At 68.1% G+C, this 13,099-nt stretch carries 12 protein-coding genes; 6 read left to right on the top strand and 6 right to left on the bottom strand.

Annotated elements, in window-relative coordinates:
* The first annotated feature begins 39 nt into the window (after positions 1 to 39).
* The 3 genes from ACQVBX_RS07310 (at position 40) to ACQVBX_RS07300 (ending at position 2,372) form a co-directional block, all read left to right on the top strand.
* Positions 40 to 1,098, top strand: coding sequence for an NADH:flavin oxidoreductase/NADH oxidase (locus ACQVBX_RS07310; protein WP_431637519.1), 1,059 nt, complete (start codon positions 40 to 42; stop codon positions 1,096 to 1,098).
* A gap of 29 nt (positions 1,099 to 1,127) precedes the next feature.
* Complete coding sequence (locus ACQVBX_RS07305) at positions 1,128 to 2,003, top strand: pirin family protein (RefSeq protein WP_431637517.1); 876 nt, start codon at positions 1,128 to 1,130, stop codon at positions 2,001 to 2,003.
* A 66-nt stretch (positions 2,004 to 2,069) separates the two neighbouring features.
* The gene (locus tag ACQVBX_RS07300; RefSeq protein WP_431637515.1) at positions 2,070 to 2,372 is read left to right on the top strand and encodes an Mpo1-like protein; all 303 of its coding nucleotides are present in this window, start codon (positions 2,070 to 2,072) and stop codon (positions 2,370 to 2,372) included.
* Between the two features lie 204 nt (positions 2,373 to 2,576).
* Here ACQVBX_RS07300 and ACQVBX_RS07295 read toward each other — a convergent pair whose 3' ends face one another.
* The 4 genes from ACQVBX_RS07295 to ACQVBX_RS07280 all read right to left on the bottom strand — a co-directional run bounded on the left by ACQVBX_RS07295 (position 2,577) and on the right by ACQVBX_RS07280 (position 7,084).
* Positions 2,577 to 4,238, bottom strand: a complete 1,662-nt coding sequence (locus ACQVBX_RS07295) for a M28 family metallopeptidase (RefSeq protein WP_431637513.1) — start codon at positions 4,236 to 4,238, stop codon at positions 2,577 to 2,579.
* 68 nt (positions 4,239 to 4,306) lie between these two features.
* Complete coding sequence (locus tag ACQVBX_RS07290) at positions 4,307 to 5,326, bottom strand: response regulator (RefSeq protein ID WP_431637512.1); 1,020 nt, start codon at positions 5,324 to 5,326, stop codon at positions 4,307 to 4,309.
* Entirely contained in the window at positions 5,323 to 6,672 is a 1,350-nt protein-coding gene (locus ACQVBX_RS07285) for a sensor histidine kinase (protein WP_431637510.1), read from the bottom strand. The genes ACQVBX_RS07290 and ACQVBX_RS07285 overlap by 4 nt, the downstream gene beginning before the upstream one ends.
* A 22-nt stretch (positions 6,673 to 6,694) precedes the next feature.
* Positions 6,695 to 7,084, bottom strand: coding sequence for a cytochrome c (locus ACQVBX_RS07280; RefSeq protein WP_431637508.1), 390 nt, complete (start codon positions 7,082 to 7,084; stop codon positions 6,695 to 6,697).
* Positions 7,085 to 7,254: 170 nt separating this feature from the next.
* On the opposite strand from ACQVBX_RS07280, the gene ACQVBX_RS07275 reads away from it, so the two are divergent.
* The gene (locus ACQVBX_RS07275; protein WP_431637507.1) at positions 7,255 to 8,046 is read left to right on the top strand and encodes a tRNA threonylcarbamoyladenosine dehydratase; all 792 of its coding nucleotides are present in this window, start codon (positions 7,255 to 7,257) and stop codon (positions 8,044 to 8,046) included.
* Between the two features lie 192 nt (positions 8,047 to 8,238).
* Here ACQVBX_RS07275 and phbB read toward each other — a convergent pair whose 3' ends face one another.
* The gene (gene phbB / locus ACQVBX_RS07270; protein WP_431637505.1) at positions 8,239 to 8,979 is read right to left on the bottom strand and encodes an acetoacetyl-CoA reductase; all 741 of its coding nucleotides are present in this window, start codon (positions 8,977 to 8,979) and stop codon (positions 8,239 to 8,241) included.
* 106 nt (positions 8,980 to 9,085) lie between these two features.
* A complete protein-coding gene (gene gluQRS, locus ACQVBX_RS07265) occupies positions 9,086 to 9,952 on the bottom strand; it encodes a tRNA glutamyl-Q(34) synthetase GluQRS (protein WP_431637503.1) in 867 nt (288 codons plus the stop codon).
* 134 nt (positions 9,953 to 10,086) lie between these two features.
* Between gluQRS and htpX the strand changes: the two genes are divergently transcribed.
* Together htpX and htpG are read left to right on the top strand one after the other, a co-directional pair.
* Positions 10,087 to 10,980, top strand: a complete 894-nt coding sequence (gene htpX, locus ACQVBX_RS07260) for a protease HtpX (RefSeq protein ID WP_431637502.1) — start codon at positions 10,087 to 10,089, stop codon at positions 10,978 to 10,980.
* A gap of 121 nt (positions 10,981 to 11,101) precedes the next feature.
* Positions 11,102 to 12,970, top strand: coding sequence for a molecular chaperone HtpG (gene htpG, locus ACQVBX_RS07255; protein WP_431637501.1), 1,869 nt, complete (start codon positions 11,102 to 11,104; stop codon positions 12,968 to 12,970).
* The last annotated feature ends 129 nt before the right edge of the window (positions 12,971 to 13,099 follow it).

Below are 13,099 nucleotides of genomic sequence, written 5' to 3'. Positions count from 1 at the left end.
TCGCCTGCAGCTAGCTCGTTTGTCCACGGAGGTCTGCCGATGTCCTTGTTCGATCCGCTGCCGCAGCGCTCTCTCACACTGCGCAACCGCCTCGTGGTGTCGCCGATGTGCCAGTACTCGGCCAGCGATGGCATGCCGGACACCTGGCACCTGGTCCACCTGGGCAGCCGCGCCGTGGGCGGGGCGGCGCTGGTGATCAGCGAGGCGACCGCGGTGTCGGCGCAGGGGCGCATCTCGCCCGGCGACACCGGCATCTGGAATCGCGCCCAGCAGGAGGCGTGGGCGCCGATCACCGCTTTCATCAAGGCGCAGGGCGCCATCGCCGGCATCCAGCTGGCGCACGCCGGTCGCAAGGCCAGCGCGCAGCGCCCGTGGGAGGGTGGCGGCGCGCTGTCCACCGAGGCGGGTGCGTGGAGCACGGTGGCTCCCTCGCCGATCGCTTTCGACGCCGGCTGGCATGTGCCCGAGGCGCTCGATCAGGCCGGAGTCGACCAAGTCGTCGCCGATTTCCGCGCCGCGGCCGAGCGCGCCCTGGCCGCCGGCTTCCGACTGGCCGAAATACACGCCGCGCACGGCTACCTGCTGCACCAGTTCCTCTCCCCGCTCAGCAATCAGCGTACCGACGGCTACGGCGGCAGCTTCGAGAACCGCACGCGGCTGGTGCGCGAGGTGGTGGGCGCGGTGCGCGAGGTATGGCCGGCCGAGCTGCCGGTGTGGCTGCGCATTTCCGCGACCGACTGGGTCGAGGGCGGCTGGGATGCGCAGCAGAGCGTCGCCCTGGCGCGCATGGTGAAGGAGCTGGGCGTGGACCTCATCGACGTATCGAGCGGCGGTCTGGTGCCGCACGTGAAGATTCCCGTCGGGCCGGGCTACCAGGTGCCGTTCGCCGCGCAGATTCGCCGCGAGGCGGACATCGCCACCGGCGCGGTCGGGATGATCGACGAACCGGCGCAGGCCGCGGCGGTGATCGCCGAAGGCGCCGCCGACGTGGTGCTGCAGGCACGCGAAAGCCTGCGCGACCCGTACTTTCCGCGCCGCGCGGCCAAGGCACTGGGCGCGAAGATCGCGGTACCGTTGCAGTACCAGCGATCGTGGTGACCGTTGACCGTCCTTCCCGGAGCTAAGCCATGGACCATTCCCCCCTGCTGATCGACGGCCGCGTGCACGACCTCGGCGACGGCTTTCGCGTGCGCCGCCTGCTGCCGGTGCTGCAGGCGCGCCACGTCGGCCCGTTCGTGTTCTTCGACCACATGGGCCCGGCCACGATGCCGGCCGGCAAGGGCATGGATGTACGCCCGCATCCGCACATCGGCCTGGCAACGGTGACCTGGCTGTTTGATGGTGCGATTCGCCATCGCGACAGCCTGGGCAGCGCGGTGGACATCCGTCCCGGCGCAGTGAACTGGATGACCGCCGGACGCGGTATCGCGCACTCCGAGCGCACCCCGCCGGCCGAGCGCGCGGCCGGGCACAGCCTGCACGGCGTGCAGGTATGGGTGGCTTTGCCGCAGGCGGACGAGGAGACCGCGCCGGAGTTCCATCACCACGAAGCCGGCGAGCTGCCGCGGATGATCCGCGATGGCGCCGCGCTGACCCTGATCGCCGGCACCGCGTATGGCGAAGCCTCGCCGGTCAAGGTGTTCGCGCCGATGTTCTTCATCGAGGCGACGCTGGAGGCGGGCGCTACGCTGGACTGGCCCGCTGAGCACCACGAACGCGGCGTGCACGTGATCGACGGCGAGATGCAGTGGGACGAGCTGACGGTGCCGGCCGGTCTGATGGCTGTGCAGGCCGGCAACGATGCCCCGCCGCTGCGCGCGCGCGAAGCGAGCCGGGTGATGCTATTCGGCGGTGCGCCGCTCGATGGCGAGCGTCATCTGTGGTGGAACTTCGTCTCCACCCGGCGCGAGCGCATCGAGCAGGCCAAGGCCGACTGGCAGGAGGGTCGCTTCGATCGCGTGCCGGGCGACGATGAGGAGTTCATCCCGCTGCCGGTGAAGTAACGCCGTGCGTCATGCATTTACGCGCGGGCGCGCGTAGGTCTGCGGCCAGACCCATCGGAGGTGCGCATGGCCGGCTTTTCCAGCTTCCGCGAGTTCTATCCGTTCTACCTGGGCGAGCACAGCAACCGCGTGTGCCGTCGCCTGCATTTTGCCGGCAGCCTGTGCGTACTGGCCATCGTGATCGTGGCGATCGCCAGCGGCCGCCTGGCCTGGCTCTGGCTGGCGCCGGTGGCCGGCTACGGCTTCGCCTGGGTCGGGCATTTCGCGTTCGAGAAGAACCGCCCGGCCACGTTCCGCCATCCGCTGTACAGCCTGGCTGGTGACTGGGTGATGTTCTTCGACGTGCTGCGCGGGCGGGTGCGGCTGTAGATCTGCTGCCGCCTCGCAGGACAGGCGGCTCCATTGTCCGCTCGTCATGCCCGCGAACGCCGGAATACATCTGGATCTCCGCAACATCACGTCGGATGACCGGCATTCGCCGTTGGAGAAGGCCGCTCGCGTTAGCAGTCGGCCGTCAAGACACAAAAAAGGCAGCCCGTCCGGGCTGCCTTTTTTTAGTGCGGCGGCGCCGGCTCACTTGCGCTGGTCGGCGCTGGCGTCGCGGGCGGCGCGGAACTCGGAGTCGCGACTCCAGTTCGGCCACTCGTCGGAGTTGGCCAGCTTCGAGCCGAGCGTGTAGAGCATGCCCAGATCGTGCGCCATGCCGGTGAAGCTCCAGTCGGCCTGCCACTGGTCGGATGGCTGGTGGTAGTGGTCCTTGGTGTAGGCCTTCTCGGCGGCTTCGCCGGCGGCCACACCACCGGTGGTCCAGTCGTCACCTGAGCCGAACGAGACCGCCGGCACGCCGCGCTTGGCGAAGGAGAAGTGATCGGAGCGGAAGAAGTAGCCCGCCTCCGGGTGCGGATCGGCCGCGTAGCTCACGCCGTCCGCCTTGGCCACGGTGATCAGGTCGTCGAGCAGGCCGAGCTTGGCGCTGCCGGAAATGGTGAAGTTGCGCGCCGGGCCGTGCGGGTCCATCGCGTCCATGTTGATCACCGCCACCGTCTTGGCCTCGGGGTAGAGCGGATGGGTGGCGTAGTACTCCGAACCGAGCAGGCCTTTCTCCTCGGCGGTCACATTGAGGAACACCACCGAACGCTCGGGCTTCGGCCCGTGCGCGAAGGCCTTGCCCAGCGCGAGCAGGGCCGCGGTGCCGGTGGCGTTGTCCACCGCGCCGTTGTAGATGCGATCGCCAGTGGCATCGGGCTCGCCCACGCCCAGATGATCCCAGTGCGCGCTGTAGAACACCGTCTCGTCCGGACGCTGGCTGCCCTTGACCCTGCCCAGGATGTTCTGCGACGTGATCACCGAAGCATCGACGTTGAACTTGGCTGAGAAGGTTTCGCCTTTCAGCGTGACCGGCTTGAAGTCGCGGGTTTGCGCCTGCTTCTTCAGGGCGTCGAAATCCAGTCCGGCGTCCTTGAACATCTGCACGGCCAGGTCGCGCTGGATCCAGCCCTCGACCTTGGAATGCACCTCGGCCGGATGCTCGCGCACGATGTCGAACTGGGTGTTGGTGTTGGAGTTCTTCACCGTGGGCCAGCCGTAGGAGGCCGGCGCCGTCTCGTGGATGATCAGCAGGCCGAGCGCGCCCTGGCGGGCGATTTCCTCGTACTTGTAGGTCCAGCGGCCGTAATAGGTCATCGCCTTGCCGCCGAAGTCGCCCTGGCCCGTCTCGAAATCCGGGTCGTTGATCAGCGCCACGGCGATCTTGCCGTGCAGGTCTACGCCCTTGAAGTCGTCCCAGTGCCGCTCGGGCGCCTTCACGCCGTAGCCGACGAACACCAGCGGGGCGTTGGCGATGTCCACGCGGGTGGAGCCGTCCTGCGCGGCGCGCACGGCGATCTGGTCGCCCTGGGTCAGCGGCTCGCTCTTGCCGCACACGGTCAGCGAAAAGCTGGGCGTGCCGGTGATCTCGAAGCGACCCAGCGGCACCGGCTGGGTCCAGCTGCGTTTGCCGTCCTTGAGCGCGCCGGCCGGCTGCAGTCCGGCGGCCTTCATCTGGCTGATCACGTAGGCGACGGTGCGCTTTTCGCCGGCGGTGGCCGGGCCGCGGCCCTCGAAGGCATCGGAGGAGAGCGTCTTGACCTGCTCGGAGAGGTAGTGCGGATCGAAGGCGGGCGCTTGGGTGTCGCCGGCCGCGGCGCTGGCAGCAGCCAGGGCAGTGAGGATGGAACAGGCAAGCAGTCGTTTCACGATGGGCCCCTGCGTTGGAAACCCCTCGATCCTAGCCGGATGCAGCGCACCGGCCCAAGGGCACCGACTCACCGCGCCGGCGTGTCGTCCTGCTCGCGCAGCCAGCGGCGATAGCTCACCACCCGCTCCAGCCCGAACCGGCCGGCCACGTCATCCACCAGCGCGTAGTGATACCAGTGCTCGCCGCGCAGCGTGGTGGCCGGGATCATACGCACCGGCGGGGCGCCCGGCTCATCGCTGTAGAAGCCGTCGCGGCTGCCGAACCACGGTAGCGCAGTGCCGTCGCGCAGCGCGGTGAGCACCTCCAGCGGCGCGCCCAGATCGCTGGCGATCTCGTAATGGGTGCGCAGGTCGTCGTCGGTCTGGATCAGCAGGAAGCGGCCGTCGCCGTCGGCATCGAGCAGCAGCAGGCCGGTGGGATTGACGTGCAGGTAGCACTCCACCGCGGGAAATTCCTGCAGCACGTCGCGCAGCACCGGCACGAACACCGGGTCGCGCAGGAAGTGCACGTCGCCCAGCGCCATCGCCTCGGACACGAACTGCCCCGCGCGCTCGAAGTAGCGCTGCTGCAGCGCCACGATCGCCTGCTGCAGCTTGTCCATCGCGCGCGGGTCGTTCTTGCGGATGAAGCGGTCGATCAGGCCGGAGTTGAACGCCTCGATCGCCGTTTCGTCGTCGGCGCGGCCGGTGAGCAGCACCTTGCCGATGTACGGGTTGTCGAGCTGGCGGCAGAAATCCAGCCCGTCCATTTCCGGCATCGCCTGGTCGACCACCACCACCGAGACCTCGCCGAAGCGGGACGGGTCGTGCATGGTGCGAGCGATCGAGTCCACGTCCAGCGCCATCAGTTCGCGGTTCGGCGAGGGATGCTCGCGCCAGCGGTACAGCCAGCCGCCGCCGGGCACGGCGCGGCTGTCGAGGCGGCGCAGGTCGCTCAGCGCCTGGCGCGGCGAGCTGTAGCTGCGTAGGCGCTGCAGCGGGTCGAGCATCAGGGGCACCACGCCGAGATAGGTTTCGTGGTCGTCCACCATGACCGTGGTGGTGGGGAAGCGGAACGGCGCCAGGCCGTGGTCGAAAGTCAGCCTCATGCGCGCTCGTCCGTGCCGCGGGCGGGGAAGGAAATCAGGAATTCGGTGTATTCGCCCCAGCGCGAGCGGCAACTGATGGTGCCGTCCATGCGCTCGACCGCCTCGCGCGAGAACGCCAGGCCGATTCCCAGTCCGGCGACGCCACCGCGGTCTTCGCTGTAGGAATAGAAGCGGTTGAAGATGCGCGGCAGCACGTCCGGCGGTATGCCCGGGCCGCTGTCGCGCACGCGAATCAGGCCGTGGTTGGCGGTGTATTCGAGGCGGATGTCGATCTCGCCCTTGCCGGCGCGACCGGTATGGAACAGCGCATTGCGCAGCAGGTTGAAGATCACGTGGGTCAGCAACGGCTCGCTGCCGAGCACGATGAAGTCGTCCTCACCATGCAGGTGAACGCGCTCCTGTTCACCGCGCGAGGCATAGGGATAGCGCAGCAACGCCTCGCGCAGCACAGCACGGGCGTGCAGCGGGCGGAACTGCTGTGGATCGAGCGGACGCGCGGCCATCAGCAGCATGTCGATGACCGTATGCGCGTGGCCGACCTCGTGCTCGATGGTGTCCATGCCCCGTTCCAGCGCTTCGAGGTGCGCGGGGCGCAGCTCGGCCACCGGCAGGCCCGCTTCCTGTGCCAGCCGATGGCTCACCAGCAGGTCGGGCAGGTAGCGCCGGAACGCCTGGCCGGCGATGTGCAGCGCGCCCAGCGGCGTGCGCAGTTCGTGCGCGATGTTGTTCGAGGCGCGGGTCAACGCCTGGATGCGAGTCTGGTCGGCGTGCTTCTGCGACAGGCTGGCCAGCGGGCCCAGGGCGACCGCCATGGCCAGCAGCGGCAGGTACAGCAACATGCGCTCGGCCGGCATCGGCAGGTGCGGGCCGAGCAGCCAGGCCAGCCACGCCAGCGTGCTGCCCACCGCGAAAATCGCCAGGAAGCCGGCCACGTCGAACATCATCATGGTGAGGTAGATCGACGCGAGGTGGATCAGCAGCCAGGCCGTGCTGCCGCCGTTGCGCAAGAGCATGTAGCCGGCGAAGAACGGCAGCACGAAGGTCACCGTGGCATGCCAGTAGGCCGGCAGCAGGGCGCGCAGGTGCCGCGGCCACCAGCGCTGCATGGACAGCGGCAGCAAAACCACGCAGCCGGCGATGCGCAGCGGCAGGCTCTCGTAAGGCTGCGGTAGCGCGTACTTCCATATCGGGTAGTACAGCAGCATGCACAGCGAGCCGATCAGGCTGATCGCCACCAGCGTCGGCTGCGACGGACGCGCGTGCTCGAACATCGCGTCGTCCAGCTGCAGCAGACGCAGCCGCAGGCGCGACCAGAGCGGGAGCGTGGCGGGTGGGGAGGTCGGCACGCGTGGTCTCGTCGCGACGGTCTCAGCGGAACCGCTTGTGGCAGCTGTCGCAGGCGTCGTCCACGGGCTGCAATGCGGTGGCGAGCGCGGCGCAGCTCGTCGGGGCCGCGGTCACGGCACTGCCAACGGCGCCCTGCAGCTTGTCCGAAGCCTCCAGGAACGGCTTCTCCGCCCCCTTGAACGCGGCCGGAATGTCCAGCGCGGTGGACTGCAGGCGTGCGAGGTGGGTAGCGATCGCGGCGGCGTCGCATTGGTTGGCCTTCACCGCATGGTGCAGCACGCTCGAGTGGTAGGCCATCACCGTCATCACCGCCTTGGGCAGCGGCGTGCGCTGATGCAGTGCGCTGAAGGTGAAGACGCTGCCGAGGATGCCGATGACCAATCCCAGCACGATGAGCAGGGCAGAGCGCATGGGTTCGAATTCCTGTCGAAAAAGGTGCCGGGCAGCATAGCCGAGCGCGGCGCGCTTTCCATCTGCCAGGCGTCGTGCGGACACACCGTCTTACAATGTGCGGCCTTGTCCGCAGGAGTTGTCCGCATGAGGTTCCCGTCAGCTTCCCCATCGACCGCCGGGGTGAGGCCATGAGCCGCGCTGGCGAAGAGGCGCTGCGCGAACGGTTTGCGGGCGTCGAGCGTCTGTACGGCGTGGGCAGCCTCGCACGGCTGGCCGAAAAGCACGTGTGCGTGATCGGCATCGGCGGGGTGGGCTCGTGGGCCGCCGAGGCGCTGGCGCGCAGCGGCGTCGGCCGGCTCACCCTGATCGATGCGGACGAAGTGTGCGTCTCCAACACCAACCGGCAGATGCATGCGCTCGATGGCGAGTACGGCAAGCCCAAGGTCGGCGTGATGGCCAAGCGCCTGCACGCGATCAATCCGCAGCTGCGCCTGGAGGCGATCGAGCGCTTCCTCACGCCGTCCACGCTGGACGAGCTGCTCGACCGCGGCTACGACGTGGTGCTGGATGCCTGCGACGCGTTTCGCGTGAAGCTCGAAGCCATCGCCTGGTGCCGCCGCCGCAAGCTGCCGATGGTTACGGTGGGCTCGGCCGGCGGGCGCACCGATCCCACCCAGATCCGCGTGCGCGACCTGTCGCGCACCGAGCACGATGCGATGTTCAGCCTGATCCGCAAGAAGCTTCGGCAGGATTTCAATTTCCCGCGCAGCCCGGCGCGCTACTTCGGCGTGTCGGCGGTCTACTCGCTGCAGAACGTGCAGTACCCGCAGCCGGACGGCACCGTCTGCGGCATCCGTCCGCCCGGCGGCGATACCTTGAACCTGGCCTGCGGCGGCGGCCTGGGCGCCGCCACCCACGTCACCGGTGCCTTCGCCTTCGCGGCGGTGGGCAAGGTGATGGAGAAATTGCTGGGGCCCTGACTCCCTCTCCCCCGAGCGTTGCTCAGGGGAGAGGGCTAAAGCGGTGCGGCGGCTTGATCGCAGGTTCGCCTTCACCGTAGCGGCAAGGCAATGCAGACATGCCGGACCGGTAGGAGCGCACCCTGTGCGCGACGCTCTTCCTTGGCGTCGTATAAAAGCGTCGCGCACAGGGTGCGCTCCTACACATGCGGGTCACCAGCCCATGTAGTGCCCGCCGTTGATGGCGAGGTTGGCGCCGGTGATCCAGCTGGCCATGTCGCCGGTGAAGAAGGCCACGGCGTGGGCGATTTCTTCCGGCTTGCCCAGGCGGCCCACCGGGATTTGCGCCACGATCTTCTCGCGCACTTCTTCCGGCACGGCCATCACCATGTCGGTGCCCACGTAGCCGGGCGAGACGGTGTTGACGGTGATGCCGAACTTCGCGTTTTCCTGCGCCAGGGAGATGGTGAAGCCGTGCATGCCGGCCTTGGCGGCGGCGTAGTTGGCCTGGCCGTACTGGCCCTTCTGGCCGTTGATCGAGCTGATCTGCACGATGCGGCCCCACTTGCGCGCGCGCATGCCCTCGATCACCGGGCGGGTGACGTTGAAGCAGGCGTTCAAGTTGGTGTTGATCACGTCCGACCACTGCTGGTAGTTCATCTTGTGGAACGTGGTGTCGCGGGTGATGCCGGCGTTGTTCACCAGGATCTCCACCGCGCCACAGCGCTCCTCGATGGCCTTGATCATCGTCTCGCACGAGACCGGGTCGGATACGTCGCCGGGCACCATGCACACCTCGATGCCCTCGGCCGCCATGGCCTTGCGCCACTGATCGGCCTTCGCCTCGTCGCGGTAGTTGGAGGCCACCCGGTGACCCTGGCTGGCCAGGTAGCGAATGATGGCGGTGCCGATACCGCCGGTGCCGCCGGTGACGAGCGCGGTGCGTTGGGTCATGTCCTCGATCTCCTTGGAGGGTGTGGCGTGGGCTGCGTGGCCAGGGCAAGGCGCAGTCAAAAAGGAAAGTTGGCCGCCGCGGCGGCCACCCGGTCTTTATAGCGGTTTAGACGTCCCATGCATTACTGCGTTGCCGCAAAAGTGTGGGATTGAAGCGCATCGATGTTGCAGCCAGCAGGTCGGCTGCGGTGACGGCGGGCGCTTCGTGCGGCAGGCCAAGGAACGCCAGCGCCTGGCGCAGTGCCGGCAGCGGGTTGCCCGGGTCGATCGCGGTGGCGTGGCTGGACTTGGACAGCTTGCGGCCCTCGTCGTCGAGCGCCAGCGGCAGGTGCAGGTAGCGCGGCATCGGCAGGCCCAGGCAGCGCTGCAGGTAGATCTGCCGGGGCGTGGAATCGAGCAGGTCGGCGCCGCGCACCACCTCGGTGATGCCCTGGTACGCGTCGTCCACCACGCAGGCCAGCTGGTAGGAATACAGGCCGTCGACACGACGGATCACGAAATCGCCGACCGCCTCGCGCAGGTTCTGCCGCTGCGGGCCCTGCAATGCGTCGTCGAAAGCGATCTCGATGTCCGGCACGCGCAGCCGCCAGGCGGGTGCGCGTTGCGGATCGGCTGGCGAGACGCACGCCCCGTCGCGATGCAGGCCGCCCGTCGCGGCCAGGTCGCTGCGACTGCACCCGCAGGCGAACAGGTGGCCGTCCGCCCGAAGCTGCTCGAAGGCCGCGTCGTAGGCCGCCCGCCGCTGCGACTGGAACAGCACCGGCTCATCGGCCACCAGCCCGAAGGCGGGCAGGGTGGCGAGAATGTCTGCCGCCGCGCCGGCGACTTCGCGCGGCGGGTCGATGTCTTCCATCCGCACCAGCCAGCGGCCGCCGGCGTGGCGGGCACACAGCCAGCTGCCCACGGCGGCCACCAGCGATCCGAAGTGGAGCGATCCGGTGGGCGAGGGGGCGAAGCGGCCGCGGTAGGTCATCGCGGCATTCTAAGCGGCGCGCGGCGTGTGCCGGCAAGCCGCCCAGCCCTTGAAACCGCCTACCCGCGCCCCGAATAGCGGGAGACGGCGCGAGCCGTGTTCGTCCCTTTTTCATGACTGCCAGAGAGCCAGCCATGCGTCGCATCGTCCTGTTCCTCGCCACCAATATTGCCGTCCTGTTGCTGCTGAGCATCGTCTGCCGCGTGCTGGGCATCGACCAGTGGGCGGCTTCCCGCGGCTATGGCGGCATGGGTGGGCTGCTGGTGTTCGCCGCGGTGTTCGGCATGGGCGGCGCCTTCATCTCGCTGCTGATGTCCAAGTGGATGGCCAAGATGTCCACCGGCGCCCGGGTGATCGAGCAGCCGGCGAACGAGGCCGAGCGCTGGCTGCTCGACACCGTGCGCCGCCATGCGCAGAACGCCGGGATCGGCATGCCCGAGGTGGCGATCTACGACGCGCCGGAAATGAACGCCTTCGCCACCGGCGCCAGCAAGAACAGCGCGCTGGTGGCGGTGAGCTCCGGCCTGCTGCAGCAGATGGACCGCGAGCAGGTCAGCGCCGTGCTCGGCCACGAGATCGGTCACGTCGCCAACGGCGACATGGTCACTCTCACGCTGATCCAGGGCGTGCTCAACACGCTGGTTATCGTCGCCTCGCGCATCGTGGGCCGGCTGGTCGATAGCTGGCTCTCCGGTGGCCGCGACAGCCGCGACAGCGGCACCGGTATCGGCTATTTCGTCTCGGTGATGGTGCTGCAGGTGGTGTTCGGCCTGTTCGCCTCGATAATCGTGGCGGCCTTCTCGCGCTGGCGCGAGTTCCGCGCCGACGCCGCGGGCGCCCGCTTCGCCGGCCGTGGCGCGATGATCTCCGCGCTGGAGCGCCTCAAGGGCAACCACGGCGAGAACACCCTGCCCAAGACTATCGCCGCGTTCGGCATTTCCAGCCCGCTTGGCGCCGGCTTTGCCCGCCTGTTCATGAGCCACCCGCCGCTGGACGAGCGCATCGCGGCGCTGCAGTCGCCCGGTTGAGCCCCACCGGTGCGCTCGGCTGAGCGTGCCTCTGATTCCATGGGGCCGTCATTCCCGCGAAAGCGGGAATGACGGCAAAGAAATTTCAGACCCTACGCAAGACCTGAAGGAACCACCACGCATGAATGCACCCGCCGAAACCCGCAAGTTCGAAGCCGAAGTCGCCCAGGTCCTGCACTTGGTCACGCACTCGCTCTACTCGCACAAGGAAATCTTCCTGCGCGAGCTGATCTCCAATGCGTCCGACGCCTGCGACAAGCTGCGTTTCGAGTCCATCGCCAACCCCGCGCTGTCCGCCGGCGACAGCGAGCTGCACATCGACGTGAGCTGGGATGAGACCGCGCGCACCATTACCGTGCGCGACAACGGCATCGGCATGAGCCGCGACGAAGTGGTGGCCAACATCGGCACCATCGCCAGCTCCGGCACCCGGCGCTTCCTGGAAGCGATGAGCGGCGAGCAGAAGGCCGACGCGCGCCTGATCGGCCAGTTCGGCGTGGGCTTCTACTCCGCCTTCGTGGTGGCCGACAAGGTCACCGTGATCACCCGCCGCGCCGACGCGCCCGAAGGCGAGGGCGTGAAGTGGGAGAGCGACGGCAAGGGCGAGTATTCGCTGGAGCCGGTCGATGCGCCGCAGCGCGGCACCGCGGTGACCTTGCACCTGAAGGCCGACGAGGACGAGTTCCTCAAGGGCTGGCAGCTGAAGTCGCTGATCCGCAAGTACTCCGACCACGTCGCGTTCCCCATCCGCACCCCGGTGGAGAAGGACGGCAAGCCGACCGGCGAGTTCGAGAGCACCAACGCCGCCTCGGCGCTGTGGACCAAGCCCAAGAGCGAGATCTCCGACGACGACTACCAGAGCTTCTACAAGTCGCTCGGTCACGACTTCAACGACGCGCTGGCGTGGACGCACAACCGCGTCGAGGGCAGCCAGAGCTTTACCACCTTGCTGTACCTGCCCGAGCAGCCGCCGTTCGACCTGATGATGGGCGGGCGCGACGAGCGCAAGGGCCTCAAGCTCTACATCAAGCGCGTTTTCATCATGGACGCGGCCGAGGAGCTGCTGCCGAACTACCTGCGTTTCGTGCGCGGCGTGGTGGATGCCGACGACCTGCCGCTCAACGTCAGCCGCGAAATCCTGCAGCAGAACCGCCAGCTCGATCGCATCAAGGGCGCCTGCGTGAAGCGCGTGCTCGACCTGATCGAGAAACTGGCGCGCGACGAGCCGGAGAAGTTCGCCACCTTCTACAAGGCCTTCGGCAACACGCTCAAGGAAGGCATTAGCGAGGACGCCAACAATCGCGAACGCATCGCCAAGCTGCTGCGCTTCGCCAGCACCAAGGGCGAGGGCACCGCGCAAAACGTCTCGCTGGACGACTACATCGGCCGCATGGCCGTGGGCCAGGACGCGATCTGGTACGTCACCGCCGACAGCTACGCCGCCGCCGCCGGTAGCCCGCAGCTGGAAGCGTTCAAGGCCAAGGGCATCGAAGTGCTGCTGATGTCCGACCGCATCGACGAGTGGATGATCGGCTCCCTGAGCGAGTACGAGGGCAAGAAGCTCAAGAGCGTAGCCAAGGGCGACGTACCGCTGGACGAGGCCGACAAGCAGAAGCAGGAGGAGGCCACCAAGGCCGCCGAGCCGCTACTGAAGAAGCTCAAGGAGCTGCTCGGCGATCGCGTGGGCGAGGTCAAGGTGTCCGCTCGCCTCACCGACTCTCCCTCGTGCCTCGCGCTGAGCGATTACGAGATGGCGCCGCACCTGGCCCGCCTGCTGCGTGAGGCCGGCCAGGCCATGCCCGAGTCCAAGCCCACGCTGGAGATCAACCCGGCCCATGCGCTGCTCAAACGGGTCGAGGCCGAGACGGACGAGACCAAGGCGCGGGACCTGGCCACGTTGCTGCTGGAGCAGGCGGAAATCGCCGCCGGCGCGCAGCTTCCCGATCCGGCCGCGTTCGTGCAGCGCATGAACCGCGTGCTGCTCGGCTGATCGCTGCTCGCACCGTAAAACGAAGAGCCCGCCAGCTGGCGGGCTCTTCGTTTCCACCGGCCGAGGCGACGCACTGACTTTCCGTGTCCAGCCCGGTACCGCCACGCTCAACCGCCCGCCCACCAAGGA

The organism is Dyella thailandensis (assembly GCF_050749815.1).
GTDB lineage: Bacteria > Pseudomonadota > Gammaproteobacteria > Xanthomonadales > Rhodanobacteraceae > Dyella_A.
The sequence above is the reverse complement of the archived record's forward strand: the minus strand, read 5'-3'. Positions and strand labels throughout refer to the sequence as shown.

Bases quoted from the DNA above. Each gene is read 5' to 3' on its own strand.
- ACQVBX_RS07310 (WP_431637519.1), top strand. From the start codon at position 40: ATGTCCTTGTTCGATCCGCTGCCGCAGCGCTCTCTCACACTGCGCAAC.
- ACQVBX_RS07305 (WP_431637517.1), top strand. From the start codon at position 1,128: ATGGACCATTCCCCCCTGCTGATCGACGGCCGCGTGCACGACCTCGGC.
- ACQVBX_RS07300 (WP_431637515.1), top strand. From the start codon at position 2,070: ATGGCCGGCTTTTCCAGCTTCCGCGAGTTCTATCCGTTCTACCTGGGC.
- ACQVBX_RS07290 (WP_431637512.1), bottom strand. From the start codon at position 5,326: ATGAGGCTGACTTTCGACCACGGCCTGGCGCCGTTCCGCTTCCCCACC.
- ACQVBX_RS07280 (WP_431637508.1), bottom strand. From the start codon at position 7,084: ATGCGCTCTGCCCTGCTCATCGTGCTGGGATTGGTCATCGGCATCCTC.
- ACQVBX_RS07275 (WP_431637507.1), top strand. From the start codon at position 7,255: ATGAGCCGCGCTGGCGAAGAGGCGCTGCGCGAACGGTTTGCGGGCGTC.
- phbB (WP_431637505.1), bottom strand. From the start codon at position 8,979: ATGACCCAACGCACCGCGCTCGTCACCGGCGGCACCGGCGGTATCGGC.
- gluQRS (WP_431637503.1), bottom strand. From the start codon at position 9,952: ATGACCTACCGCGGCCGCTTCGCCCCCTCGCCCACCGGATCGCTCCAC.
- htpX (WP_431637502.1), top strand. From the start codon at position 10,087: ATGCGTCGCATCGTCCTGTTCCTCGCCACCAATATTGCCGTCCTGTTG.
- htpG (WP_431637501.1), top strand. From the start codon at position 11,102: ATGAATGCACCCGCCGAAACCCGCAAGTTCGAAGCCGAAGTCGCCCAG.